Annotated in this window: 16 protein-coding genes; 4 read left to right on the top strand and 12 right to left on the bottom strand. The window is 71.2% G+C overall.

Annotation, left to right across the window (positions count from 1 at the left end):
- Positions 1-116: 116 nt before the first annotated feature.
- Positions 117-3,956 carry an endo-alpha-N-acetylgalactosaminidase family protein gene (locus ACIPJI_RS11300; RefSeq protein WP_402245717.1) on the bottom strand — a complete coding sequence of 1,280 codons (3,840 nt, stop codon included), beginning with the start codon at positions 3,954-3,956 and terminating at the stop codon, positions 117-119.
- 232 nt (positions 3,957-4,188) lie between these two features.
- On the opposite strand from ACIPJI_RS11300, the gene ACIPJI_RS11295 reads away from it, so the two are divergent.
- On the top strand, positions 4,189-5,400 hold the full coding sequence (locus tag ACIPJI_RS11295; protein WP_402245817.1) for a glycoside hydrolase family 64 protein: 1,212 nt from the start codon (positions 4,189-4,191) through the stop codon (positions 5,398-5,400).
- Between the two features lie 82 nt (positions 5,401-5,482).
- On the opposite strand, the gene ACIPJI_RS11290 is transcribed toward ACIPJI_RS11295, so the two are convergent.
- Positions 5,483-5,992, bottom strand: a complete 510-nt coding sequence (locus ACIPJI_RS11290; RefSeq protein ID WP_402245715.1) for a hypothetical protein — start codon at positions 5,990-5,992, stop codon at positions 5,483-5,485.
- Positions 5,993-6,246: 254 nt separating this feature from the next.
- On the opposite strand from ACIPJI_RS11290, the gene ACIPJI_RS11285 reads away from it, so the two are divergent.
- Positions 6,247-6,870 (top strand): YceI family protein, encoded by a 624-nt coding sequence (locus ACIPJI_RS11285; RefSeq protein ID WP_402245713.1) that lies wholly within the window; start codon positions 6,247-6,249, stop codon positions 6,868-6,870.
- A gap of 81 nt (positions 6,871-6,951) precedes the next feature.
- Here the strand turns inward: ACIPJI_RS11285 and ACIPJI_RS11280 are convergent, their stop codons facing one another.
- The 4 genes from ACIPJI_RS11280 to ACIPJI_RS11265 all read right to left on the bottom strand — a co-directional run bounded on the left by ACIPJI_RS11280 (position 6,952) and on the right by ACIPJI_RS11265 (position 14,085).
- Entirely contained in the window at positions 6,952-8,148 is a 1,197-nt protein-coding gene (locus ACIPJI_RS11280) for a S8 family peptidase (protein ID WP_402245712.1), read from the bottom strand.
- Between the two features lie 136 nt (positions 8,149-8,284).
- Entirely contained in the window at positions 8,285-9,661 is a 1,377-nt protein-coding gene (locus tag ACIPJI_RS11275; protein ID WP_356621145.1) for a hypothetical protein, read from the bottom strand.
- A gap of 125 nt (positions 9,662-9,786) precedes the next feature.
- Complete coding sequence (locus ACIPJI_RS11270) at positions 9,787-12,876, bottom strand: glycoside hydrolase family 3 N-terminal domain-containing protein (RefSeq protein ID WP_402245710.1); 3,090 nt, start codon at positions 12,874-12,876, stop codon at positions 9,787-9,789.
- Positions 12,877-13,104: 228 nt separating this feature from the next.
- Positions 13,105-14,085 (bottom strand): LacI family DNA-binding transcriptional regulator, encoded by a 981-nt coding sequence (locus ACIPJI_RS11265; RefSeq protein WP_307708464.1) that lies wholly within the window; start codon positions 14,083-14,085, stop codon positions 13,105-13,107.
- A gap of 303 nt (positions 14,086-14,388) precedes the next feature.
- Between ACIPJI_RS11265 and ACIPJI_RS11260 the strand changes: the two genes are divergently transcribed.
- Positions 14,389-16,248, top strand: coding sequence for a ricin-type beta-trefoil lectin domain protein (locus ACIPJI_RS11260; RefSeq protein ID WP_402245709.1), 1,860 nt, complete (start codon positions 14,389-14,391; stop codon positions 16,246-16,248).
- A 47-nt stretch (positions 16,249-16,295) separates the two neighbouring features.
- On the opposite strand, the gene cimA is transcribed toward ACIPJI_RS11260, so the two are convergent.
- The 5 genes from cimA to ureA all read right to left on the bottom strand — a co-directional run bounded on the left by cimA (position 16,296) and on the right by ureA (position 22,731).
- Positions 16,296-17,909 carry a citramalate synthase gene (cimA, locus tag ACIPJI_RS11255; protein ID WP_307708462.1) on the bottom strand — a complete coding sequence of 538 codons (1,614 nt, stop codon included), beginning with the start codon at positions 17,907-17,909 and terminating at the stop codon, positions 16,296-16,298.
- A 716-nt stretch (positions 17,910-18,625) separates the two neighbouring features.
- Positions 18,626-19,180 (bottom strand): TetR/AcrR family transcriptional regulator, encoded by a 555-nt coding sequence (locus ACIPJI_RS11250; RefSeq protein ID WP_356621157.1) that lies wholly within the window; start codon positions 19,178-19,180, stop codon positions 18,626-18,628.
- Between the two features lie 104 nt (positions 19,181-19,284).
- Positions 19,285-20,301: an agmatine/peptidylarginine deiminase gene (locus ACIPJI_RS11245; protein ID WP_402245707.1), complete on the bottom strand. Its 1,017-nt coding sequence runs from the start codon at positions 20,299-20,301 to the stop codon at positions 19,285-19,287.
- A 64-nt stretch (positions 20,302-20,365) separates the two neighbouring features.
- Positions 20,366-22,048 (bottom strand): urease subunit alpha, encoded by a 1,683-nt coding sequence (locus ACIPJI_RS11240; protein ID WP_307708460.1) that lies wholly within the window; start codon positions 22,046-22,048, stop codon positions 20,366-20,368.
- The gene (ureA, locus tag ACIPJI_RS11235) at positions 22,048-22,731 is read right to left on the bottom strand and encodes an urease subunit gamma (RefSeq protein WP_307708459.1); all 684 of its coding nucleotides are present in this window, start codon (positions 22,729-22,731) and stop codon (positions 22,048-22,050) included. Before ureA ends, ACIPJI_RS11240 begins: the two co-directional genes overlap by 1 nt.
- Positions 22,732-22,871: 140 nt before the next feature.
- Between ureA and ACIPJI_RS11230 the strand changes: the two genes are divergently transcribed.
- Positions 22,872-24,293, top strand: coding sequence for a cytosine permease (locus tag ACIPJI_RS11230; protein WP_356621140.1), 1,422 nt, complete (start codon positions 22,872-22,874; stop codon positions 24,291-24,293).
- 124 nt (positions 24,294-24,417) lie between these two features.
- Here ACIPJI_RS11230 and ACIPJI_RS11225 read toward each other — a convergent pair whose 3' ends face one another.
- Entirely contained in the window at positions 24,418-25,524 is a 1,107-nt protein-coding gene (locus ACIPJI_RS11225; protein WP_307708457.1) for a branched-chain amino acid aminotransferase, read from the bottom strand.
- Positions 25,525-25,647 lie beyond the last annotated feature (123 nt).

Here is a 25,647-nt window from a genome sequence, read left to right as displayed (position 1 = left end):
GGAGGTCCGACAAGCATGTGAGCTGAGAGTCGCCTCACAGCCAGGCCGCGCCGCATACGCCGCTCGGGTTAATCCGGCGGGCGGCCCAGCGTACCGGGCCGCCTGCCGGACGGTTCTCAGCTCCCGCAGTGGAAGCGGGCCGCACCCCAATCGGCGTGGTCGTTGCCGTTGCCGTCCCCGCCGTCGCCGGTGACCAGCTCGATGTAGTCGGCGCCGGTGACGTCCGCGGTCAGGGACCAGGCCGGGTCGGCGGCCTTCAGCACCGGGGAGGCAATCTTCTCCGTGCCGTCCGCGACCACGCTGAACCGTACGGTCCCCCGCGACGTCTGGACATCGTCCACACCCACCTGGGCGGTGAAGGACGTGCACTTCCCACCGAGGTAGTAGCGGATCTTCGCGGGCGCGTGGCTGCCGAGCCCCTTCTCGTACACCACTCCCCCGATCCGCAGCCGGCCGCCGTCACCGGTACCGGTCTCGCCGTTGGACAGGTCGCGCTCGACCGGGCCCCAGCCGTTGGTGGCGGACGTCCAGTCCAGGTCGCTCGCCCATGCGTCGGCGGTGGGCGGCGGCGGAAGGGTCCGCACGGAGGTGGCCGCGGTGAGCTCGCGGGCCGAGCCGTCCACGGTGTACGTCGCCGTCGAGCCGAGGGAGTACGCGCGGTACTCGGCATCGGCGGGCGGCGTCACCTGCCAGCTGCCGGTGACCTTCGCGCCGGGCGCCACCGTCTCGAACGACACCGGTCCCGCAGGCTCCGCCGTCCACCCCTCGGGCAGCTGGAGCGCCAGCCGCACATCCGCGGCCGCGGTCTGCTCGTCGTTGGTGAAGACGACCTTGACCTCGTTCTTGTCGCCCGGTTCGAGGGCCTCCCCGGCGGTCACGCCGAGGGTGCCGCACGCCGTCGGCCGCGCGGCCGGGCCGAGGTCGGTGACCGTGAAGCCGTCCATGACGAAGTCGGCGCCGTCCGGTGCGTCCGCGCGCTTGCGCAGCCCGGTCCAGGTGTCGCCGCAGCCCGCGGTCACCGTCTCGGAGAAGTGGCCGGTGGTCCGCTGCTGCCCGACGGGCGTACGGCGTCGCTCGACGGAGCCGCCGGCGGCCCGGTCGTAGCCGGTCACCCACTCGTAGGCGCCGGCGTGACTGGACTGGTAGTCGTACTCGACCCGGTAGCTGTGGCCGTCCTTCATCGGCACGGTCCAGGGCGCGGTGCGGTACACGAGTCCGGTGTTCTCGTCGTGGGCCTTGAGCGACTCCTTGCCGCCGAGCACGTCGTCGATCAGCTTTCCGTTCCAGCCGGCCTGGGTGTACGGCGCGTGCAGCCGGCTCACATGGGTGCGCGGGTCGGTCGCGCCGCCGGCGTCGCCCTTGACGAACGGCCCCCAGCCCTGGTCGACGGCCTCGAAGTCCTCGTACACGAGCGCGCCGTGCTTGGTCGTGGGCGCGTTGGCGACGATCCGTACATCGTCGGTCCGGACCTGTGCCGCACTGCCTGCCGCGGCCTCGATCTTCAGGGTCACCGCCTCGTCGGGCGCGGTGAAGTTGACCTTGGCGCGCTGGAAGTGGGTGCCGTGCCAGTCGGACGCGGCGACCTGGTCCTTGACCGTGGAGCGTTCGACGGTGACGGACCTGCCGCCGACCGACAGCGTCGTACGGCGGGAGCTGCCGGGCTCGACCTCGATCCACGCGGACGCGGTGTACCGCTCGCCCGCCTCCAGCCCGGTGATCCGCTGGGACAGGGACGCGGCGCCGGGCCCCTCGAGTGCGGCACTGTTGCGGCCGTGGCCGTCGGTGTCCCGGGTGACGCCGCCTGCCTTGGTCCACGCATCCAGCGAGGCGTCGTTGAAACCGGGGTCGGCGACCGGGCCGCCCTCGCCCCAGCGGGCGTCGCGCTGTTCGGGGGCGCGGTCGGGGTAGAGCACGTACGGCTGTCCCGCGGTGGCGGTGAGGGTGATCCGGCCGCCTTCCGGACGTACGGTGCCCGCCTTCACCCGGCCGTTGTCGGTGAGCTTGTAGACGGTGTACGGGCCGCTGCCGTCCACGGCCCAACTGCTTGTGCCGCCGCCCTTGTTGTAGTGGTACAGCTTCTCGCCGCCGGCCCAGGGGAGCAGATAGCGGTCGCCGTCGAGGACCTTGCGGCCGTCGTCGTAGAAGGTGCGGCGGCCGTCCTCCACGGTGCCGCGCAGACCGCCGGTGAAGCGGATGTCGTTGCCGTTCCAGCGGGTGATCCGCTCGTGCTGGAGGTATTTGGCGGGCAGATCACGCTGCCAGATGTTGGCGTAGAAGGCGTTCCAGTCGGTCTCGCCGGTCCAGCCCTCGAAGTCCTCGAGGGCGGTCTGGCCGAGGACCGGGTGGTTGTTCCAGACGTCCTTCTCGCCGTTGCGGATGAAGCGGATGATCTGCGAGTTCAGGCCCTTGTTGGTGACTCCGCCGTAGTCGAGGTCGTTGGCCCAGTGCGACCAGAGCGAGGCCCGCTCGAACTTGTCCGCCCATTCCGTGCCGACGGTCCAGCCCTGCCGCTGAACGGCCTGGATCGTCTTGTCGGCGATCCAGCCGTGGGTGTAGTAGACGTCGATGTAGAGGAAGTCCAGATTGCGGTGCGTCTCGTCGCGCAGCTGCTGGAACCGGCGGGCGAGGTCACCGCTGTTGATGTCGCGGCGCTGGTCGATGTAGTAGCTCTGGTTGAGCCAGTTCCAGCCGGGCTTCGTCTTGTCGACGAGCTTCTCGTCGAAGGCGTTCGCCTCCGGGTAGGACTCGGTGGCGTTGACGTGCACGCCGAAGTCCGCGCCCCACTTCTCGCCGTCCTCGAGCAGCTTGTTGAGGTCGGTGAGGCCGCCGGCGCGCTTGTTGTAGTTGCCGCCGTAGTCCGGGTGGGCGGAGTCGTGGCCCTCGGAGCCGTATCCCTTGAGCACCGCCAGCTGGCCGAGGCCGTCGGTGGCGAGCGAGATGCGCTTGACGTCGTCGAGGGTGCGCAGGAAGGGGTGGGTGGCCTGGCTGGCGAAGTTGAACGGGATGTGGGTGACGACCCGCTCCGGGGTGGCGTCGCTGCCGGGCGCGGTGATGCCGATGGTGCGGAAGGCCACCGCGCCGTCCTGCCAGTCGACCTTCCGGTCGCCGTTGGCGTCCGGGGTGACGACGACCTTCGCCCAGGGCAGGCCGTCGCCGCTCTCCGGCTGCGGCGCGCCCGCTCCGCGGTAGGTCCACTGACCGGACCGGACGCCGACGCGCACGGAACCGTCCGCCGCCTTGCGGGCCTGGTGCCAGAAGCGGGCGTCGTCCCCGCCGGTCGGCCCGCTGGGCCTGTCGTACGAGGAGTTGGACTCGACGGCGGCCGCCAGGGCTTCGGTGTTGACGATCGCGTAGGAGGCGCCGACGGGGGCCGTCTCCGTGGGGGTGCGGGCGGTGACGTCCGCGAACACGTCGGCGGTCCGGGTCGAGTCGGGGTCGAGGCGGGTGAACGCCGTGGCCGCCCCGCGCTCCGTACTACCGACGGACACCAGGTCGTGGCCGGGTATGTCGATGGTGCCCACCCGGAAGGCGTCGGTGTCGCGTACGGCGGTGACCTTGAAGGTCACCGCCCGGCCGGAGACCTCCAGGACGGCGTCCATCTCCACGCCGGGCAGTGCGGGGAAGACGAGCGCGTAGCGCGCGGCGGACCGCTCGACGCGGGGCGCGCCGGCGGGACGGACCGCGTACGGCTCGCCGTTGAGGGTGACCTCGGTGACCGGCGCGGTGCTGCCGAGCAGCACCGCGCCGGACGCGCGGTCGGTGTACGACAGGACGCGGGGGAAGTCGTCGGCGACGGTGACCGAGAGCAGGCCGGAGCTGATGACGGGCCCGGCGCCGGAGGCGGTCACGGCGCCGGGCCCGTCGGCCGGTGATGCCGGGAACGCGGGCCCGGCCAGGGCGAACACGGCACAGGAGGCGGCGGCCAGCGCGCCGGCCGCACGGAATCTACGAGGCATGGGGCATGGGTAGTCCCCGGCTCTGCGGGCGTCAACGAAGTCGGTGGCCGGGGCGCCCGGCAGTCCAAGAACCACCGCTCTTTAGTCCAAGTCCCCTCTGACGGTGACGACTTGTGTACACGCCGACTCTCTGAGAGCGCTCTCAGTCACAACTGTTGACGTCCGCCCCGCCCGTCGCAAGAGTGGGACTCCCCCCACAACAGCAGGAGTTCATCCCGTGATTTCCCGCCGTATGTTCCTGACAGGTGCCGCCGCGACCGCGACCGCACTCACCTACCCCGCCTGGGGAAGCGCTCTCAGCCCCGGCGCGGGAGCCGCACCCGCCACCTGTGAACTGGCCCTGGAGAACAAGTCGCTGCCCGGCACGGTCAACGCCTATGTGACCGGCCACGAGGACGGTTCCGGGGACTGGGTGCTGCTCCGCGCCGACGGCAGCGTCCACAAGCCGGCCGATCCGCCGGCGCCGCAGACCCCGCTGCCGGTCGACTGCGCCATCCCCCTCAAGGGAGCGGGCGAGGGACCGGTCGTCCTCACCCTCCCCCGGATGTTCGGCGCGCGCGTCTACTTCGTCCGCGACGACAAGCTGGACTTCTTCGTCAACCCCGGCCCCTCGCTGGTCGAGCCGGCGTTCGCCACCCCCGCCGACCCCAACTACGGGCGCACCTGGTCTTTCTGTGAGTTCACCTTCAACTCGCAGCAGCTGTACGCGAACATCAGCTACGTCGACCTGGTCACCGCGCTGCCCATCGGCCTCACCCTGACCGGCGACGCGACCCACGCAGTCGCCCCGCTGCCCCAGGGAGCACTGGAGAAGATCGCGGACGACCTCGCCGCGCAGGCCGGCCGCGACGGGCAGCCCTGGGACAAGCTGGTCATCCGCTCGGACACCGGCACGGTGCTGCGGGTGATCTCACCGCAGACGATCATGGCCCCGTACTTCGACCGTCCGGCGGAGATGCCGTTCCGGGACGTCTTCGACGGATACATCGACAAGGTCTGGGAGAAGTACCGCTCGGAGGATCTGCGGGTGGACCTGCAGGGCGGCCGCGGCGTGCTCGCCGGGCGGGTCACCGGCGACGTGCTGACCTATCCGGGCGGCCACACCTTCACCAAGCCGTCGTCGCGGGACGTCTTCACCTGCAACCACGGGCCGTTCGCCAACAACCCCGGCGACCCCGACGACAAGAAGGCGCTGCTGGCGCGGATCTCCGCCGCGTTCAACCGCAGCACCCTGCTGACCCATCCCGACCAGCCGAACGGCGCGACATCGGCCGACTACTACCGCGACCCCACCACGAACCACTGGTCGCGCATCGTCCATGCCAACTCCCCCATCGGCTACGCGTTCCCGTACGACGACGTCCGCCCGGACGGCGGGCCGGACGTCTCCGGCGCGGCACACGACGGAAATCCGAAGCGCTTCACGGTGAGCGTCGGGTCCTGATCGCACGTATCACCCGGTAGCACGTGCGGGCGTCCGGTCCGGGGGGCCGGACGCCCGCACGGCTTTTCTGAGGCCGGCCGGGTCAGCAGCCGCCGCAGTTGTAGTACGTCACGTCCCAGTGGTTGCCCTCGTCGGCGTAGATGTTTCCGGAGCCGGACCGCCACTGGGGCGCGCCGTCGCCGCGTACGCCGATGTACGTGAAGTTGTTCTTGATGTAGTTCCCGACGCACGTGTACTTGGAGTAGTCCAGCTTGTAGCCGTTCCAGTGCGAGTAGGTGCCGCCGGCGTGGCCCGTCTCGGTGCCTCCCGTGATGTTGAGCGCACAGCCGCTGGCGCTCTTGAGCGTCTGGGCGCCCTTCGCGGTGGCGAGGTTGAGCTGCTCGAAGGACGTACAGGTCGGGTTGTTCCGGTCGGAGCAGCCGCCGGACGAGGACCATGTGATCCCGGACGAGCGGAACATCGAGGTCGCCGTCGCATGGCTGATCTTGGTGACGGCGTGCGCGTCGGTCGCGGTGGCGAGGACGCCGAAGCCGGGCGCGAAGAGCGCGCCCGTGACAAGCGCGAGTGCGCTGAGGACGGAGCGGATTTTCATGGCGGGGGGATCCCTCCTGCTGATGACCGTGCTTCCGGTGGGACGGCAGTGCAGGTGGAGCAGGGAGATCGTGCCCGAGTTCTACGCGCGTCCGCCAGAGGGCGGCGGCACCTTTCGGGTGAAGCCTCGGGCGGATCCCGCGAAACCTTCCCCAGAGATGTTGAAAGTTGTACGGAATAGGTCTACAGTCGAAGTCGTTGAAGCTTAAACAACAGCGCAGGGAGCTCCCCGGCGCCCGTCCCCAAGGAGCAGACATGGGCCTCTTCAACCGCAAGAACAGTGACACCGCCGTCGCCACCGCCCCCGGCGCGCGGGTGGACCCCGCCCTGGCGGCACTGAGCGGCGAGTACACCATCGACCCCGCGCACAGCAGCATCGGCTTCACCGTCCGGCACGCCATGGTCACCAACGTCCGCGGCAGCTTCGGCGAGTACGAGGGCAAGCTGGTCCTCGACGGCACCGAGCCCGCCCGCTCGACCGCCGCCATCGACGTGGCCATCGCCTCCATCGACACCGGCATCGCCGACCGCGACGGCCACCTGCGCAGCGGCGACTTCTTCGACGCCGAGAAGTTCCCGAAGATGACGTTCCGTTCGACCGGCGCCGAGCAGCTGGGCGGCGACAAGTACCGGATCAGCGGCGACCTCACGATCAAGGACGTGACGCGCCCCGTCGCCATCGACCTCGAGTTCCAGGGCTCGGCCACCGACGTCTACGGCAACGAGCGGGTCGGCTTCGAGGGCGGCACCGAGATCCTGCGCTCCGACTGGGGCCTGACCTGGAACGCGGCGCTGGAGACCGGCGGCGTGATGGTCAGCGACAAGGTCAAGCTGAACTTCGACATCTCCGCGATCAAGGCCGCCGCTCCGGCCGCCTGATCGCACCGCACGCACCGCCACGGCGGGGCCGGGACTCCCCGGCCCCGCCGGCGCGCGTCCGGAGCCTTCCTGCGGGTGATGTCAGAGGCCGCCGGTGTGGAGCAGACGGTTCGGGGAGCCAGGGCTGATCCCGTTGATCACGTCCTTGCTGGACTTCTCGACGATCCAGGCGGCCACCTCGGCCGCCGTCGCGGTCGGATACTTCGACTTGTAGAGGGCGGCCACGCCTGCGACGTGCGGGGACGCCATGGAGGTGCCGTTCATGTCGACACTGCCCCCACCGAGCTTGGCCGAGACGATCGAGGCGCCGGGGGCGTAGACCGACAGGCACGACCCGAAGTTGGAGAAGTCGGCCTCCTGGTCGGAGGCGTTGGTCGCCCCGACCGCCAGCACGCGCTCCGCCGAAGCGGGAGAGACGTTGCAGGCGTTCTCCGCCTCGTTGCCCGCCGCGACGACCGGCAGAACCCCACCGGCCGCGAGCGCGTCCGCCGCCTCGTTGACCGCCGTGGACCTGCCGCCGCCGAGCGAGGCGTTCAGCACGGCCGGCTGCTCGGCGTTCGCCGCGACCCAGTCCATTCCGGCGATGACGCCCGACAGCGTGCCACCGCCCTCGCAGTCGAGGACCCGGACGCTCACCAGCGAGGCCTTGCGCGCCACGCCGTACGACGATCCCCCGACGGTGCCCGCGACATGCGTGCCGTGGCCCTGGCAGTCCTGCCCGCGCCGCCCGTCACCGACGGCGTCGTAGCCGAAGACGGCGCGGCCGCCGAACTCGGCGTGCCCGTAATCGATGCCGGTGTCGAGGATGTACGCGTTGACGCCCTGGCCGCTGCCGGCCGGGGTGAACTCGTCGTCGAGAGGCAGTTCACGCTGGTCGATGCGGTCGAGACCCCATGAGGCGGCGGGTGCCAGCGACGACGCGGGAGGAGTGCTCGCGGTGACGGTGGCGTCCTCCTCGACGGCCACGACGTCAGGCATCAGCCGGACCTGCTTCAGCTGGTCGGCAGTGAGGTCGGCGGTGAATCCGCGCAGCGCGGTCCGGTAGGTGAACAGCGCCGTGACGCCGACCTCCCCCATCATCGCGTTGGAGTCCGCGGTCCGGGCGAGGGTCACGATGTAGCGCCCCGGTACGGCGTTCGCCGAGCGGTGCAGCGGCGCCATTTCGGGGGCGGGTGCGGAGCGGGCGGTCGCGGACAGCGGGCCGGCTGCCGCGAGAACGGTGCCGACGGCGAGGGCGGAGAGGGCGGCGAGGGCTCTGAGCCTGGTTCGGTTGCGCATGCCCTCGAGACAAGCACGCTGGGTAATGATTTCCTACGGTCGGTAACCGTTTCGAATCGAGCCCCCACGGTTGCCGTACACCAGGGCCGCGCCCTCAGGCCTGCCGTCCGGCGCGGCACTCCGCGCCGGACGGGATCTAGAAGCCTCCGCCGCCGAAGTCGCCACCACCGAAGCCGCCGCCACCGCCCCAGTCACCGCCGCCACCGAAGCCGCCGCCACCGAAGTCGGACGAGTCGAAGTCGCCACCGGAGTAGTCACCGCCGCCGTATTCACCGCCGGTGAACTCGCCTCCGCCGTAGTCGGCCGCGTAGGCGGGGGTGGCGAGCATGTGGCCGAGCATCGTGCCCATCAGCAGGCCGGGCAGGATGCCGCCGCCGAAGTAGCCGCCCGCCCAGGGGCCGTAAGCAGGCCCGGCCTCCCAGTAGGGGCGGCGGCCTGCGCCTGTGTCGACGGTGCGCGCCAGCGGGTCCTGGCCTACCTCGACGCGGGCCGCGTCGGCCGCGCAGACCGGGACGTCACGCGCGGCGCCGCCCGCCGGCGCCCAGGAGACGTCCTTGACCGACAGCCCGTGACGCGGGTCGAAGAAGCAGGGTGCCCGGCGTGCGGGGACGGGCCGCCCCTCACGGCGCGCGGCCAGTACGGCGAGCGCGAAGCGGCCGTCGTCCACCGCCTCCGTGACCCCGCGGACGTCGCCGGGGTGCTGAGCGGCGGCCATACGGGACTTCGCGGTGTCGTACGAGTCGAGGGCCTGCTCGTAGTCGGCGCGCATGGCGTCGTCCGCGCCCTTCTCCGAAGGGTGGAAGTCCAGCCGGTCGAGTTCCTCGCCGAACGCGGTGATGTCCTCGTCGACGACGACGCGGAGGCGTTCGAGGGCGGCCCGCTCCTCCTCCGCCTTCCGGCGGCGCTTGTTGCGGACCATCGCGTAGGCACCGGCACCGCCCGCGGCCGCGACCGCGCCGAGGACGATCAGACCGCCGGCTCCGACGCCGTCCTCGTCACCCGATCCGGGGTCCCAGGAGGCGGGAGCGGTGCCGTCGACCTGAGGCAGGGCCTGGTCGACGAACTTGTCCAGCTGGACCGCCGCGTCGACAGGCGCGCCGCTCTTCACCGAGGCGGTCAGGTTCTCGACGGCCCGGTTCGGCATCACGACGGAGTCGGCTCCGGCGTCGAAGCCGTCGCCGAGCCTGACGGCGTACAGGCCGGTGATCCCGGTCTCGGTGCGCAGGTTGCGCAGCAGATCGTCCGGCGGGAATTCGGCGGTGGCGGGCAGTACGGCCACGAAGACCGGCTTGTCGGCGTCCTCGATCCGGTCGGCCAGCGAGGCGGCCTCGGTCTGCGACAGCTGGCCGGTCATGGCCGGGTGGACGTACACCGGACCCTCTCTCAGGGCCGCGGCGGCGTCGGACACTCCCGAAGCCCTGACGGCGGCGCCGGACGCAGGAGTCAGAATCATGAGCAGCATCAGCGTCAGCCCCGCGAGGGCCGACACAAGAGTGAACGGCCGTATCCTCATACTCCCGACGCTACCCGAAACCGGCATAAATAAGACATACGTCTGAGCCGTGGGCGAAATAACCCGGCACCGCAATACTCGACGGCGGCGCCCGCCCTGCCGGGTGCCGCCGTCGAGCGATGTGATCAGCCGGCCCGGTAGGCGGCGGTCAGCTTGGCGACCGCTCCCGCCGGATCGCCGGTGAGCAGCAGGTGATCAGCCTCCGCGAACGGCTTCGCCGAAGCCTCGGTGATCTTCCCGCCGATCTTCTGCTGGACGATCAGACGCGCCTTGCCCACCAGTTCCCTGGCCTGCTCCGACCTGCCCTGACCGGTCGCCTGGAGGACCTTCACCGCCAGGGAGACGGCCTTGAGCGTCAGCTCACCGCCGCCCGGCGTCCGGCCCAGCGTGGTCAGGCCCCAGCCGTAGGGGAACTGCGGGTCGTACGCGGCGTCGCCGACGTTGATCGGCAGCTGCGCCTCGGACTTCGGCCAGGTGACCGGGAGCTGCCCGGTGAACGGACGGGTCCCGTACAGGACGTCCGCGACGCCGTCGCCCTCGGTGCCGGGCAGCCAGGACGCGACGAGCGCGTCGATGCCGTCCAGCCGGTCGCCGATCAGCTGCGGCCGGCCGGAGACGACCAGGACGGCGCACTTCATCGCGGCGCAGACCTTGTCCACGGCGGCCTTGTCGGCGGCGGTCAGCTCCAGGTCGTGGCCGTTGCCGACATCGCCGATGCCTTCGGCGTACGGGGTCTCGCCGACGACGACCACGCCGACGTCGTAGCCGTCGGTGGCGGCGGAGGCGTCCTTGGAGTAGTCGATGGTGGCGTCGGGGGCGGCCCGCCTCATGCCTTCGAGGATCGTGGTTCCGGTGGTGATCTCACCGGAGGAGCCCTGCCAGCTGATGGTCCAGCCGCCGGCCTGGTTGCCGAGGTCGTCGGCGTTGGAGCCGGCGACGTACACCTTCTGCGACTTTCTCAACGGGAGCACGGCACCGTCGTTCTTCAGCAGCACCTGCGACTTGGCGACGGCCTCCCGGGCCACCGCGCGGTGCTCCGCGGAGCCGACCTCGTCCAGGTTCCCGGTGTCCGCGTACGGCCTCTCGAAGAGGCCGAGCTTGAACTTCTGGGTCAGGATGCGGGAGACGGCGTCGTCGACGCGGGCCTCGCTGATCCGCCCGGCCGTCACCTCGTCCTGCAACGTACGGGTGAACTCCTGGTAGTTGGTCGGAACCATGATCATGTCGAGGCCGGCGTTGACGGAGGTGCGCACGTCGCTCGGGTAGTCGCCGGGGATCTGGTCGATGGCCTGCCAGTCACTGATGACGAACCCGTCGAAGCCCATCCGGTCCTTGAGGACCCCGTTGATCATCTCGGCGTGGGCGTGCATCTTCACCGGTCCGGCCTCGTCGCCGATGATGTCCAGCGACGAGTACGAGGGCATGACCGTGCCCGCGCCGCGCTTGACGGCCTCCGCGAACGGCGCGAGATGCACCGCCTCCAGTTCCTCACGGGTGACCTTGGTGACGCCCTGGTCGATCGTGTAGGAACCGGTGGACGACGAGCCGAACTCGGTGCCGCCGTCGCCGACGAAGTGCTTGGCGCTGGTGAGGACCTTGTCGCTGCGGTCCAGGTCCTTGCCGTTGCGGGCGCCCTGCATGCCCTGGATCACGGTCTCCATGGCGGTCACCAGGGCCGGGTCCTCACCGAACGCCTCGTAGGAGCGCCCCCAGCGCTCGTCGCGGGTCACGCACAGGCAGGGCGCGAAGTCCCACGGGATGCCGGTGGCGCGCACCTCCTTGGCGGTGACCGCGCCGGTCCGCTCAGCGATCTCGGGATCGCGGCCCGCTCCGATGCCGATGTTGTGCGGCATGATCGTCGAGCCGATCACGTTGTTGTGCCCGTGTACGGCGTCCACGCCGTAGATCAGCGGGATCTGGTACCGGGTGGCCTGGGCCCGCAGCTGGTAGGTGTCGACCATCTTGGCCCACGCCTCGGGCGTGTTCGGCGTCGGCACCGAACCACCGCCGGACAGAAGCGAGCCGAGGTCGTAGGAGGCGATGTCGCCCTGCGACTTGAGAGCGTTGCGTTCGGCCTGTGTCATCTGGCCGGCCTTCTCCGCGAGGGACATGCGCGAGAGCAGGTCGGCGACGCGCTTCTTCACCGGCAGCCTGGCGTTCTGGTACGGCAGGCCGTGGGCGTTCACGACCACCTGGGGCGTCTCTGCGGGGGCCTTCGCGCCGGTGACGGTCAGCCGCAGCGGCACGGTCTCCGCGGACTCGGCCGCCCTGTCCTTGCTCGTTCTCACGGCGACCGTACGGGACTCCCCGGAAGCGGTGCCCGCCGGGAAGGTGACGGAACCGGTGACCGGTTCGTAGTCCGCGCCGGCCTCCGCGCTGCCGCCGCCTGCCGTGTACTCGACGGTGACCGGCTCGTCGGTCGGGACGGATCCGGTGGTGGCGACGGAGATCTTCACCTGGGCGGTGCCGCCCTCGTCGACCGGGTACACGGCGGCGTCGGTGACGACCTTGGCCTTCAAGGCCGGGTCGGCCTTCCCGTACAGCTCCATGCCGTCGACGGCGAAGGCGCCGGGGGCGCCGGTGGGGAGGGTGAGCGCCCAGCCCCACATCTCGTTCAGGCCGAGGACCTGGTCGATACCGCCGACGGGCTGGTAATCGGTGCGGTAGACGAAGTCCGCGAACGGGATCTCGACGAGGTGCCAGCCCTCCCAGTCGTCGGTGAACGAGGTGGTCCACAGCTCGGACGCGCCACCGTTCGCGCCGCCGTCCTTGATCTCGAAGTTGATGCGCTTGCCCGAACCGGGCGGCAGGGGCGCGGTGTTCTGGCCGTACCACCAGAAGCGAATGCCCTTGGAGGCCGTCCAGTCGCGGGGCGCCTGGTCCACGGCGTACTCATGGCTGAGGCCGCCCCAGCCGCTGATGTCGTAGGAGCCTTCGAGGACCTTGCTGCCCTCGGGAGCGTCGGCGCGCTCCTTGAACTCCAGCTTCGGCTGGTCGTCGGCGTCGCTGCCCCAGGTGAAGATGCCCTCCGCGGGCGGGTTGGCGAACGGCACCTCGCCCTCGAAGCGGTCGACGGGAACAGGCGCGGGCTCGTCGGCGGCGGCGCTCGGCAGCGCTCCGGCGATCAGCGACCCGAGCACGGCGGTGGCTGCGAGGAGGGCCGTACCGGCCCGGCGGGGTCCAGGGCGTGGTCGTGGCCGGAGTGATCCTGGCATTGCGGCTCCTTCGGTGCGACATCGGTGCGACATGGGTGTGGCGTGGGTTCGGCAGGGCTGAGGCAAGGGGCGGCCGGGTGTGCTCGGCGGCCGGGCCCCGGTGGTGCACCGTCCGGCACGGCAGGCCGGGTCGAAGGGGCGGCCTGCGGCGGCGCGGCGGGTGGGTGCCGGGGCGGGCGCGCCGCAGGACGCTGCCCGCCCGCGCGGACCGGCCCGCGCGGGCGGGGGTCAGCCGTCGGGCGCGGAGCCCCGGACGACGAGCTCGGTGGGCAGCACGACCGGCTCGTCGGGGATCGGCTCGCCGCCGAGCCGCGCGAGCAGCAGCCGGGCCGCGGTCTCTCCCATCTCGCGCATCGGCTGGCGCACGGTGGTCAGCGGGGGCGCGGTGTGCCGGGCCATGGGGATGTCGTCGAAGCCGACGACGGCGATGTCGTCGGGCACGCCGCGGCCGGCGTCCCGCAGGGCGCGCAGCACCCCCGCGGCGATGAGGTCGTTGTGCGCGAAGACCGAGTCGAAGGGCGTCCCGTCGCCGAGCGCCCGTTCGACGGCCTGCCGGCCGGACGCCTCCGTGAACTCGCCTTCCAAGACGAGAGCGTGGGGCAGGACGTCCAGGAACCCGTCCGTCCGGTCGCGTACACAGCCGAAGCCCGCCGGACCGGTGGCGACGAGTGGCCGGGTGCGTCCGGCCGCGAGCAGATGCCGGGCGGCCGAGGCCCCGCCCTCCCGGTTGGTGGTGGCGACGGACGGGAACTCGGGGTGGTGCCCGCGGTCGTCGATGAGGACGACGGGGAGTCCGCGGCGGTGCATCGCGGTGATGGTGTCGAGGGTGTTCTCCGGTTCGATGACGAGCAGCCCGTCGAACGCTCTGGCCGAGACCTGGCTGGTGAAGTGGTCGACGGACTCGGCGCCGCGGTTGCAGGTGAACAGCAGCAGGCCGTAACCGGCCGCCTCGACGGTGTCCACGACGCCCTGCAGCACCTCGCCCATCCAGGGCCAGGTGAGCGGCGGCGTCAGCATGGCGACCGTACGGCTGCGGCCGCGGGCCAGACCGACCGCGCCCGAGCTGGGGACATAGCCCAGCGCGCCGATCACTTCACGAACACGGGCGGCCGTGGTGGCGTCGACATCGGCCTTGGTGTTCAGCACCCGGGAGACGGTGGTCTTGCTGACACCCGCCTCACGTGCGACGTCGGCGATGGTGACACGCATCGAAGGGCCTCCGCGTCGAGCCTCTGGTACCGGTACCGGAACCGCTGCCGGAACCGGTTCCGGCGTGGTGCGCAGAGTCAACCGCCAGGCGGTCATGCCGTCAATACTTCACACCGAAATCCGCTGAATCCCAAGTTCGGGACAGGTGTGGGGAGTTCTGCGTTCAGGACCTGAATGCGCGAAGTCTTGACGGGTGCCCCGTGCGGGAGTTCACTCACGCCCCGTCCCCCACACCTGAGCCGAGAGGTCATGCTCATGGCAAGACTGCTGGCAAGACGATCACGACGACCGGCACGACGACCGATGAGAACCGTCCGCATCCTGCTGGCCGGCGCGCTCGCCACAGCTGGCCTCACCGGCCTCACCACCGGCAGCGCCCAGGCGGCGGGTGAACAGGTGAACATCTGGCTCACCACGACGGACGACAGCGGCGGCCGTCATGTCACCCGTGGACTTCAGCAGCAGGCACCGCTCAACTTCCAGTCGGGCACGGGCGGTGGTGGCACCGACATCACCGTCGACGAGAACACCCGGTACCAGACGTTCACCGGCGGCGGCGCGTCCTTCACCGACACCGCGGCCTGGCTGATGAAGGGCTCCGGCGCCCTGTCGCAGGCGACGCGCGACGCCACGATGCGCAAGCTGTTCTCGCCCACCGACGGCATCGGCCTGTCGTTCGTGCGCAACCCGATGGGCGGCTCCGACCTGGCGCGCTTCGGCTACACGTACAACGACCTGCCGGCCGGGCAGACCGACCCGTCCCTGTCGAGGTTCTCGATCGCGCACGATCTCCAGGACGTGCTCCCCCTGACGAAGCAGGCCGAGCAGCTCAACCCCTCGCTGACCCTGGTGGCCTCACCGTGGACCGCCCCGGCGTGGATGAAGGACAGCGGGCAGCTGGGCGGCGGCTGGCTGAAGGCCGAGAACTACGGCACGTACGCCGACTACTTCGTGAAGTACCTCCAGGCCTGGCGCGACCAGGGCGTCCCGGTCGACTACGTCACCGCGCAGAACGAGCCGACGTGCTGCAACGGATACCCCTCGATGAGCTGGAACGCCTCGGGGCTCGCGTACTTCACCAAAAGCGAGCTGCTGCCGGGGCTCGCGAACGCGGGCCTGCCCACGAAGGTGCTGGCACACGACTGGAACTGGGACACCTACGACGCGTACGCGGCGCAGACCGTGAACGACGCGGCGGTGCGCAGCCACCCGAACTTCGGCGGCGTCGCCTGGCACGGTTACGGCGGCAACGTCTCGAAGCAGACGGACGTCCACAACCAGTACCCGCAGCTGGACGCCTTCCAGACCGAGCACTCCGGCGGCACCTGGATCGCGAACCAGCAGCGCGAGGACATGATGAACATCATCGACTACACCCGTAACTGGGCGAAGTCGGTGACCAAGTGGTCCCTCGCGGTCGACCAGAACCGCGGCCCGCACAACGGCGGCTGCGGCACCTGCGACGGCCTGATCACCGTCCACAACGGCGACTCACGGCACGGCCAGGTGGACTACACGATCGAGTACTACACGATGGGCCACCTCACGAAGTTCGTGAAGCCGGGCGCCCACCGGATCGCGTCGACCGGCAGCTCGGCCGTGCCCAACGTGGCCTGGCGCAACCCCGACGGCTCCAAGGCCCTCATCGCCTACAACGACTCGCCGTCCGCACAGACGATGACCGTCAACTGGGGCGGGCAGCGGTACACGTACTCGCTGCCGGGCAAGACGTCCGCGACCTTCACCTGGTCGGGTACGCAGTCGGGCGGCTCGGAGCAGTCCGGCGCCCTGGTGGGCCTCGGCGGCAAGTGCCTGGACGTGGCGGGCGGTTCCTCCGCCGACGGCACGGCCGTCCAGCTGTGGGACTGCAACGGCTCCGCCGCGCAGCGCTGGACGATCCGCTCCGACGGTTCGGTGCAGGCGCTCGGCAAGTGCCTGGACGTGACATCCGGTTCGACGTCCGACGGCGCGAAGGTACAGCTCTACACGTGCAACGGCTCGGGCGCCCAGCAGTGGCGCCATGAAGCGGGCAGCGGGGATCTGGTGAACGTCCCCGCGGAGAAGTGTCTCGACGCGTCGGACAACTCCTCGGCGAACGGGACCCGGGCACAGATCTGGTCGTGCACGGGGGCCGCGAACCAGAAGTGGCGGCTGCAGGCCTGAGGACAGGCGAAAGGGGCGGCCCGGTCACCCGGGCCGCCCCTCACGTGCTACTCCGTCGGCTCGACGCCGGCGCGCAGCAGACCGTAGGTGTACGCGTCCTCCAGGGCCTGCCAGGACGCGGCGATGATGTTGTCCGCGACGCCGACCGTGGCCCATTCGCCGTTGCCGTCGCCGGTCGTGATCAGCACCCGGGTCGTCGAGCCGGTGCCGTGGCGGCCCTCGAGGATACGGACCTTGTAGTCGACCAGCTCCAGCTTCGCGAGCTGCGGGTAGATCCGCTCCAGGCCCACCCGCATCGCACGGTCGAGCGCGTTGACCGGTCCGTTGCCCTCAGCGGTGGCGACGATGCGCTCGCCCTTGGCCCACACCTTCACCGTGGCCTCGTTGGCATGCGTGCCGTCCGGGCGGTCCTCTACGATCGCCCGCCACGACTCGGTGCGGTAGTAGCGGCGGGCCCTGCCTTCCGCCTCCGCGCGCAGCAGCAGCTCGAACGAGGCGTCGGCGGCCTCGTAGGTGTAGCCCTGGAGCTCGCGCTCCTTGACGCGTTCGACGACCCGGCCGACCAGCTCCCGGTCACCGCCGAGATCGATGCCGAGCTCCTTGCCCTTGAGCTCGATCGAGGCGCGGCCGGCCATGTCGGACACGAGCATCCGCATGGTGTTGCCGACCAGTTCGGGGTCGATGTGCTGGTACAGGTCGGGATCGACCTTGATCGCGGAGGCGTGCAGGCCGGCCTTGTGGGCGAAGGCGGAGACACCCACGTACGGCTGATGGGTGGAAGGCGTGAGGTTGACGACCTCGGCGATGGCGTGCGAGACGCGGGTCATGTCCGCGAGCGCCCCGTCCGGCAGCACCCGCTTGCCGTACTTGAGCTCCAGCGCGGCGACGACCGGGAACAGGTTGGCGTTTCCGACCCGCTCGCCGTAGCCGTTGGCGGTGCACTGGACATGCGTGGCGCCGGCGTCGACCGCGGCCAGGGTGTTGGCGACGGCGCAGCCGGTGTCGTCCTGGGCGTGGATGCCGAGGCGTGCCCCGGTGTCGGCGAGGACGGTGGAGACCACGGCCTGGACCTGGGCCGGCAGCATGCCGCCGTTGGTGTCGCACAGGATCACCACGTCGGCACCGGCCTCGTGCGCGGTCCTGACGACGTTCTTGGCGTACTCCGGGTTCGCGCGGTAGCCGTCGAAGAAGTGCTCGCAGTCGACGAACACCCGCCGGCCCTGTTCGCGCAGGTAGGAGACGGTGTCGCGGACCATCTCCAGGTTCTCCTCGAGGGTCGTGCGCAGCGCGAGCTCGACGTGGCGGTCGTGGGACTTGGCCACCAGCGTGACCACGGGGGCGCCGGACTCGAGAAGCGCCCTGACCTGCGGGTCCTCGGCTGCCTTGCCGCCGGCGCGGCGGGTGGCGCCGAAAGCGACGAGCTGGGCGTGGCGGAAGGTGATCTCCTTCTGCGCGCGGGCGAAGAACTCCGTGTCGCGGGGGTTCGCGCCCGGCCAGCCGCCCTCGATGAAGCCCACGCCGAAGTCGTCCAGGTGCCGGGCGATGGTCAGCTTGTCCGCGACCGTGAGGTTGATGCCCTCGCGCTGGGCGCCGTCGCGCAGCGTCGTGTCGAAGACATGGAAACTGTCGTCGACCTGCGTGTCCTGGCCGTTGGTGGTCATGCTGTCCTGACTCCTGTCGGATGAGTGGCTCCGGAATGTCTGGCTCCACTTGCCCCCATCATCGCGCGCGGCTCGCATTCGGCCGTGGGTGAGGCCGTAAAACGAAAAAACCCCTCGCGGGTGCGAGAGGTCTGCGCGCGGGTCTGGGGCACGGTGCCGCCTGCCGCGGGGTTGCTGTCCACGGGTCAGCGGTCACTGCGGACCGGCGCGCTGCTGCCGATAATCATGGCGAACGAGAGCACGGGGGAAGTCTGCCACAGGTGCGCCGCGGGCTGGACGGGAGTCTCACGATGCGGTCGCTCTGCGGGCGGGGGCGCTGCGGGAGCCTGTCCCCTCCCCGCCCCTTCCCGAACCGGGCTCCGCCCGGACCCGTACCGCGCTCCGCGCGGTGTTTCGGGGGCTCCTCCCCCTGAGCCTGGCGGCGTGGGGGGACCCCACCAGACCCCCGCGCCTCACGCGCCGGCGAGGCTGGATCCGCCGGCGGAGCCGGATCGCCGCGCAGCGTCATTTCCAGCGCGCCTGGGGGCACCTCCCACGGCCGCCAGGCCGAAGGGGCAGATCGAGGGCACCGCGCGAAGCGCGGTACGGGGCCCGGGGCTTGCCCGCCACGCGGTGGAGCCGCACATCGGTGCAGCGGGAAGGGGGTCCCCCCCCCCCGGCCGCCAGGCCGTAGGGGGTAGGGGGTAGGGGGTAGGGGACAAGCCCCCGGCGGCGCGTCAGCGGAGCAGAGACTCCCGCACGAACTCCCCCACATGCGCCAGCACCTGCTCGCGCCCCGTCCCCGGTATGCCCACGGCGACATGCACGCTGAAGCCGTCCAGCAGCGCGCGCAGGCGGGAGGCGAAGCGGTCGGGGTCCACCGGGCGGAACTCGCCGCGGGAGACGCCCTCCGCCAGGAGCGCCACCAGGTCCCGGTGCCAGGCACCCTCGATCGCGGCCTGGCGGCCGTGCATGTCGGCGTCCGCGTTCTGCGAGCGGTTCCAGACCTCGAGCCACAGCGTCCAGTGGGGGTCGCGCGGCCCGTCGGGGACGTAGAGGTCGACGTACGCCTCGAGCCGCTCACGGGCCGGGGCCTGCCGGGACAACAGCGCCCCGCGTTCCGCGCCGAGGCGGCCCTCGCTCCACTCCAGCGTCTGCAGGAGCAGCTCGTCCTTGGTGCGGAAGTAGTAGAGGAGGTGCCCGCTGCTCATCCCGACCTGCCGGCCGAGCCCGGCCATGGTCAGCCCGTCGAGGCCGCGCTCCGCGATGGTGGCCATGGCGGCGGCGAGCAGCTGCTCGCGCGGTGGGGCGGACTGGTTCCGGCGGCGGGGGCCGGCAGGGCTGGTGCTGGTCACCTGTACGTTCTACCCGATCCCGTGCCGTCGGCGGCCCTCGGTCAGACCCGCGGCTGCTGCTGAGTGATGCAGTGGATGCCGCCGCCGCCCGCGAAGATCGCCCTCGCGTCCACCAGCGTCACCGTCCGCTCGGGGAAGAGCCGGCGGAAGATGCCCGCCGCGATCTCGTCGCGGGGGTCGTCGAAGGCGCAGAGGACCAGGCCACCGTTGCACAGGTAGTGGTTGATGTACGAGTAGTCGACCCACTCGCCGTCCTCGTCGCGGAGCTTCGTCGGGGCCGGGACCTCGACGACCTCCAGACGGCGCCCCTTGGCGTCGGTCTGGGCGGAGAGCAGCGCGACGTTCGCCTGGCACAGTTCGTGGTCGGGGTGGGACGGGTCGGGCTGGGTGTGGACCACGACGACGCCGGGGCGGGCGAAGGCGGCGACGATGTCGACGTGCCCGCGGGTGCCGTACGTGCCGTAGTCGCCGCTCAGGCCGCGCGGCAGCCAGATGGCCTTTTTCGTGCCGAGCCGCGCGTGGATCTCCGCCTCGACCTCCGCGCGGCTCCAGCCGGGATTCCGCTCCGGGCCGAGCTGGACGGTGTCCGTGAGCAGGACGGTGCCCTCGCCGTCGACATGGATCGCGCCACCCTCGTTGACCAGCGGTGAGGGGTGCACGGGGACGCCCGCGAGGTCCGCGACATGGCGGGCGATCTTGGCGTCGTGCTCCCAGCGCGCCCATTCGGCCGCGCCCCATCCGTTGAACACCCAGTCGACGGCGGCCAGTTCGGAGCCGTCGGTGACGAAGGTCGGGCCGATGTCGCGCATCCAGGCGTCGTCCAGGTCCCGTTCGACGATCTCGATGTCCGAACCGAGCAGTGCCCGGGCCGAGGCCACCTGGCCCGTCCCGGCGACCACGGTCACCGGCTCGAAGCGGCGTACGGCCCGGGCCACGGACGCCCATGCCGCGCGGGCTTCCGCGAGTTCCGCCTCGTCGGTGAAGGTCGGGTTGGGGCCGGGCCAGGCCATCCAGGTGCGCTCGTGCGGGGCCCATTCGGCCGGCATGCGGAAGGTCACGGCAAGTCCTAAGGCGTCGTTGGCTTGAAGGAAGGGCTTGAAGGGTGGGGCCGGAGGAGAGGACTCAGAGGAAGTAGAGGCGGTTCAGCGAGACGGACTCGGCCGGGCTCGAGCGCAGCGGGTCGCCGTCGAGGGTGACCAGTCCGCTGTGTCCGTCCACCGACACGTCCCCCAGCCGGGAGTTGAGCAGCAGGTCACCCGGACCGATGCCGCGGGTGCCGCGCACGGCGACGCGGCGCCGGCGGGTGGGCATCAGATCGGAGCCGAGGTCCACGGCCGCCTGGGCGACGAACGCCACCGAGATGTCGGCCGGGGTCGCCCCGTAGGCACCGAACTGCGGTCCGAGGACGAGCGGTTCGCAGGTGTCCGTCGCCGCGTTCGGGTCGCCGACGACGCCGTACGCGGGGAATCCCGACTTCAGCACCAGCTGGGGCTTGGCCCCGAAGAACTCGGGCCGCCACAGCACGATGTCGGCCATCTTGCCGGGCTCGATGGAGCCGATCTCGTGGGCGAGTCCGTGCGCGAGGGCGGGATTGATCGTCAGCTTGGCCATGTAGCGCAGCACGCGCGCGTTGTCGTCGTGCGCGCCGTCGCCGTCCAGGGGGCCGCGTTCGGCCTTCATCTTGCCGGCCATGGCGAAGGTGCGGCGTACGGTCTCCCCCGCGCGCCCCATGCCCTGCGCGTCCGACGAGGTGATGCCGATCGCCCCGAGGTCGTGCAGGACGTCCTCCGCGCCCATCGTCCCGGCGCGGATCCGGTCGCGGGCCATCGCCGCGTCGCCCGGCAGGTCGGTCTTGAGATCGTGGACGGAGACGATCATGCCGTAGTGCTCGGCGACGGCGTCCCGGCCGAAGGGCAGGGTCGGGTTGGTGGACGAGCCGATGACGTTCGGCACGCCCGCCATCTTGAGCACGTTCGGTACGTGCCCTCCCCCGCAGCCCTCGATGTGGAAGGCGTGGATCGTCCGTCCGTCGAGCACCCGCAGGGTGTCCTCGACGGACAGGCACTCGTTCAGTCCGTCGCTGTGCAGGGCGACCTGTACGTCGTGCTCCTCGGCGACCCGCAGCGCGGTGTCGAGGGCGCGGGTGTGGGCGCCCATGTCCTCGTGGACCTTGAAACCGGACGCGCCGCCCTCGGCGAGCGCCTCGACGAGCGGCGCCGGGTCGGAGGACGAACCGCGGGCGAGGAAGCCGATGTTGACGGGCCAGGCGTCGAAGGCGCCGAACGCGTGCCGCAGCGCCCAGGGCGAGTTGACGCCCACGCCCCACACGGGGCCGAACTCCTGGCCGATGACGGTGGTGACGCCGGAGGCCAGGGAGGCCTCCATGATGCGGGGCGAGAGCAGGTGGACATGGGTGTCGACGGCGCCCGCGGTGGCGATCAGCCCCTCACCCGAGACGATCGAGGTTCCGGTGCCGACGACGACGTCGACGCCGTCGAGGGTGTCCGGGTTGCCGGCCCGGCCGATGGCGTGGATGCGGCCCTCACGGATGCCGATGGAGACCTTCCGGATGCCCAGTACGGCGTCGATCACCAGGACGTTGCTGATGACGACGTCGCAGGTCTCCCGGACGGCCGCGGCCTTGAGGTGAAGTCCGTCGCGTGCCGTCTTGCCGAAACCGGCCAGGAACTCGTCGCCGGGCTTCTGCGCGTCGGACTCGACCCGTACGACGAGGCCGGAGTCGCCGAGGACGACCCGGTCCCCGGCGCGGGGTCCGTGCACGGATGCGTACTCGTACGGGTCCATCAGTTCTCCTCCGCTCCGAGGTAGCCGCAGGCCGCCGCCCTGCGCAGGGCTTCTTCCTTGGCGCCGGGCGCGTCGAGCGGTCCGTCGACCAGGCCGGCGAAGCCGATCGCGATCCGGTCGCCGCCGATGGGCAGCAGCCCCACCTCCACGTCACCGCCCGCGTCGAAGCGGACCGACGAGCCCGCGGGGACGGCGAGCCGCATGCCGTAGGCCGCGGCCCGGTCGAAACGCAGGCGCGGGTTGGCCTCGAAGAAGTGGAAGTGCGAGGTGACACTGACGGGGACGGTGGCGGTGTTGCGCACCGTCAGCCGCACGGCGGGCGGCGTCTCGTCGTGCGGCGGCGCGGGCAGCAGCGCTCCGGGGGCGTTCCCGCCCTGTCCGCCGCCGATCGGGTCGGAGACGACGGCCAGCCGGGACCCGTCGTCGAAGACCGCCTCCACATGGACCTCCCCCACCACGTCGGCGACGCCGGGGAGGACGTCGTCGGGGCCGAGGACCGAGCGGGCGGCCTCGATGGCCTCCGCGAGCCGGCGACCGTCGCGGGCCGCCTCGCAGACCGTGTCCGCTATGAGCGCGGTGGCCTCCGGGACGTTGAGCCGCAGACCGCGGGCCCTGCGTGCCCGGGCCAGCTCGGCGGCGCCGAAGAGCAGCAGCCGGTCGCGCTCGGTCGGGGTCAGTCGCATGTCACCACACCTCCATCTTTGAGCATCACTCTAACAATGACGCCCGCTGAAGGAAACCATTGACTTGATACGAGGCATGCCTCACATTGAGCAGCATTCAATTTGAACGTCACTCAAACCATGAAGGTGAGGGACAGCCCATGCCGGTGGAACAGCGCGGAGTCGACACCGTCCCCGAGGAGGAGCGCACCAGCACTCCTCGCGATCTCGTCTCGATCCTGCTCGGGTCGAACCTCTGCCTGGGGGTGATCGTCTTCGGCTGGCTCCCGGTCTCGTTCGGCCTCGGCCTGTGGCCGTCCGTCACCTCGGTCGTCGCCGGCACCGTCGTGGGCGTGGCCGTCACCGCTCCGCTGGCCCTCGTCTCGCTGCGTACGGCGACCAATCTGTCGACGTCCAGCGGCGCGGCCTTCGGCGTCCGCGGCCGGCTCGTGGGGTCCGTCGTCGGTCTGCTGCTCTCGCTCGGCTACACGGCACTGACCCTGTGGATCGGCGGCGACGTGGTGATCGGCACGCTGGCACGCCTCGCGGGCCTGCCCACCGGCGGCCTCGCCCATACCCTCGTCTACGCGCTGCTCGCCGCGTGCACCGTCGTCGGCGCCGTGTACGGCTACCGGCTGCTGCTGCGTCTCAGCAAGGTCCTGGCCGTGGGCATGACCGCGCTCCTGCTGCTCGGGATCGTCGCGTACGCCCCGGACCTCACCACGGCGGCGCCGCCGGACACCCCGTACCTGCTGGGGTCGTTCTGGCCGACGTGGGTGCTGTCGGCGGTGGCCGCCGGACTCAGCGGACCGATCGCGTTCATCACCCTGCTCGGCGACTACACCCGCTACATCTCCCCGCTGCGCCACAGCCCGCGCCGGGTGCTCGGCGCCACCTGTGCCGGGCTGGTCGCCGGGCTCCTGATCCCGCAGCTCTTCGGTACGTACACGGCGCTGGCCGCGCGGGCCGGGGCCGACTACGCCGGCCCGCTCGTCGCCGCGTCCCCGGCCTGGTACCTCGTCCCGCTGCTGATCGCCGCCGCGGCGGGTTCGGTCGGCAACGCGGGACTGATGCTGTACTCGATGGGGCTCGATCTCGACGCGATCCTGCCGCGCGCCACGCGCACACGGGCCACGCTGGTGGTGGCCGTCGTGGCCACGGCGTTCGTGTTCGCCGGCCACTTCGGGTGGGACGCCCAGTCGGCCATGACGTCGTTCGTGCTGCTGCTCACCGCGGTGGGCGCCCCCTGGGCGGTGATCACGCTGATGGCGCACGTCCGCTGCGCGGGGGTGTACGACGCGGAGGCCCTCCAGGTCTACAACCGCCGTGCGCGGGGCGGCGTCTACTGGTTCCGGTCCGGCTGGAACGTACGCGCCACCCTGTCCTGGGCGCTGGGCGCCGCCGTGGGGCTGGCGGCCGTCTCCACCCCGCTCTACGAGGGACCACTGCTCGGCCTCACCGGTGGCATCGACTGCAGCTTCGTCCTGTCGGGGCTGGTGGGAGGCGTGACGTACGCGGCGCTACGGGCGGGCACAGCCCCCGTCTCCGCGCCCGCACCGGTCGCGGAGACGGCGACCTCGTGAACGCGACGACCTCGTGAACGCGACGACCTCGTGAACGCGGCGACCTCGTGAACGCGGCGACCTCGTGAACGCGACGGCCCGCCCCGGGCTGAGCCGGGGCGGGCCGTCGCGGTGACGCGGGGCGTCAGCCGAGCTCGTGCATCCAGCCGTGGACGTCCTCGCCGGAGCCCGTCTGGATGTCGAGGAGCGCCTTGCGCAGCCGCATGGTGACCTCGCCCGGCTGCCCGCCGGACTGCGTCCACTCGCCGCGCGCGGACTTCACCCGGCCGACCGGGGTGATCACCGCGGCCGTGCCGCAGGCGAAGACCTCCTTGAGCGTGCCGTTCTCGGTGTCGGCCTGCCACTGATCGATGGAGATCCGGCCCTCCTCCGACCCGTAGCCGAGGTCCTTGGCCAGGGTGAGGAGCGAGTCGCGGGTGATGCCGGCGAGCAGCGAGCCGGTGAGCTCGGGCGTGACGATCTTCAGGTCCTGGCCGGAGCCGGTCTCGTACACGAAGTACAGGTTCATGCCGCCGAGTTCCTCGACCCAGCGGTGCTCCACGGCGTCGAGGTAGGCGACCTGGTCGCAGCCCTTCTGCGCGGCCTCGGCCTGGGCGAGCAGGGACGCGGCGTAGTTGCCGCCGGTCTTGGCGTCGCCCATGCCGCCGGGGACGGCGCGGACCCGGTCCTCGGAGAGCCAGATCGAGACGGGCTTGACGCCGCCGGGGAAGTACGCGCCGGCCGGGGAGGCGATGACGAGGAAGAGGTACTCGTTGGCGGGCTTCACACCCAGACCGACCTCGCTCGCGATCATGAACGGGCGGAGGTAGAGGGACGCCTCGCCGCCGTGCGCGGGGACCCACGCCTTGTCCTGCTGGACCAGCGCGTCGCAGGCGGCGATGAAGGTGTCGACCGGCAGCTCGGGCATCGCCAGGCGGCGGGCGGAACGCTGGAAGCGCTCGGCGTTGGCCTCGGGACGGAAGGTGGCCACGGAGCCGTCGGGGCGGCGGTACGCCTTGAGGCCCTCGAAGATCTCCTGCGCGTAGTGCAGGGTCATGTTGGCCGGGTCCATCGACAGCGGCCCGTAAGGAACGAGCTCGCCGTCGTGCCAGCCACGCCCCTCCGTCCACCTGATCGTCACCATGTGGTCGGTGAAGTGGCGGCCGAATCCCGGATTGGCCAGGATCGCCTCGCGCTCCGCGTCGGACAGCGGGTGCGAGGAAGGCTTGAGCTCGATCGTGGGCGTCGTCATGAGTGCAGTGTCCTTCACCGGTTGTTGTGACGGACCGCGCTCACGCCCACTGCTCGGACATCCGAGCATCGCCGTGCGCCACGGCCCACGTCCGATTATCGCCCGTGGGGATCCGTGCAGGGA

The organism is Streptomyces sp. NPDC086835 (genome assembly GCF_044745705.1).
Lineage (GTDB): Bacteria > Actinomycetota > Actinomycetes > Streptomycetales > Streptomycetaceae > Streptomyces.
Note: the sequence above shows the minus strand (reverse complement) of the source record. Positions and strands in the feature narration are given on the sequence as shown.

Coding starts and splice junctions, on each gene's coding strand:
- ACIPJI_RS11300 (WP_402245717.1), bottom strand. CDS start 3,956: ATGCCTCGTAGATTCCGTGCGGCCGGCGCGCTGGCCGCCGCCTCCTGT.
- ACIPJI_RS11270 (WP_402245710.1), bottom strand. CDS start 12,876: ATGCCAGGATCACTCCGGCCACGACCACGCCCTGGACCCCGCCGGGCC.
- ACIPJI_RS11285 (WP_402245713.1), top strand. CDS start 6,247: ATGGGCCTCTTCAACCGCAAGAACAGTGACACCGCCGTCGCCACCGCC.
- ACIPJI_RS11230 (WP_356621140.1), top strand. CDS start 22,872: ATGCCGGTGGAACAGCGCGGAGTCGACACCGTCCCCGAGGAGGAGCGC.
- ACIPJI_RS11265 (WP_307708464.1), bottom strand. CDS start 14,085: ATGCGTGTCACCATCGCCGACGTCGCACGTGAGGCGGGTGTCAGCAAG.
- cimA (WP_307708462.1), bottom strand. CDS start 17,909: ATGACCACCAACGGCCAGGACACGCAGGTCGACGACAGTTTCCATGTC.
- ACIPJI_RS11240 (WP_307708460.1), bottom strand. CDS start 22,048: ATGGACCCGTACGAGTACGCATCCGTGCACGGACCCCGCGCCGGGGAC.
- ACIPJI_RS11225 (WP_307708457.1), bottom strand. CDS start 25,524: ATGACGACGCCCACGATCGAGCTCAAGCCTTCCTCGCACCCGCTGTCC.
- ACIPJI_RS11275 (WP_356621145.1), bottom strand. CDS start 9,661: ATGAGGATACGGCCGTTCACTCTTGTGTCGGCCCTCGCGGGGCTGACG.
- ACIPJI_RS11280 (WP_402245712.1), bottom strand. CDS start 8,148: ATGCGCAACCGAACCAGGCTCAGAGCCCTCGCCGCCCTCTCCGCCCTC.
- ACIPJI_RS11295 (WP_402245817.1), top strand. CDS start 4,189: ATGTTCCTGACAGGTGCCGCCGCGACCGCGACCGCACTCACCTACCCC.
- ACIPJI_RS11290 (WP_402245715.1), bottom strand. CDS start 5,992: ATGAAAATCCGCTCCGTCCTCAGCGCACTCGCGCTTGTCACGGGCGCG.
- ureA (WP_307708459.1), bottom strand. CDS start 22,731: ATGCGACTGACCCCGACCGAGCGCGACCGGCTGCTGCTCTTCGGCGCC.
- ACIPJI_RS11260 (WP_402245709.1), top strand. CDS start 14,389: ATGAGAACCGTCCGCATCCTGCTGGCCGGCGCGCTCGCCACAGCTGGC.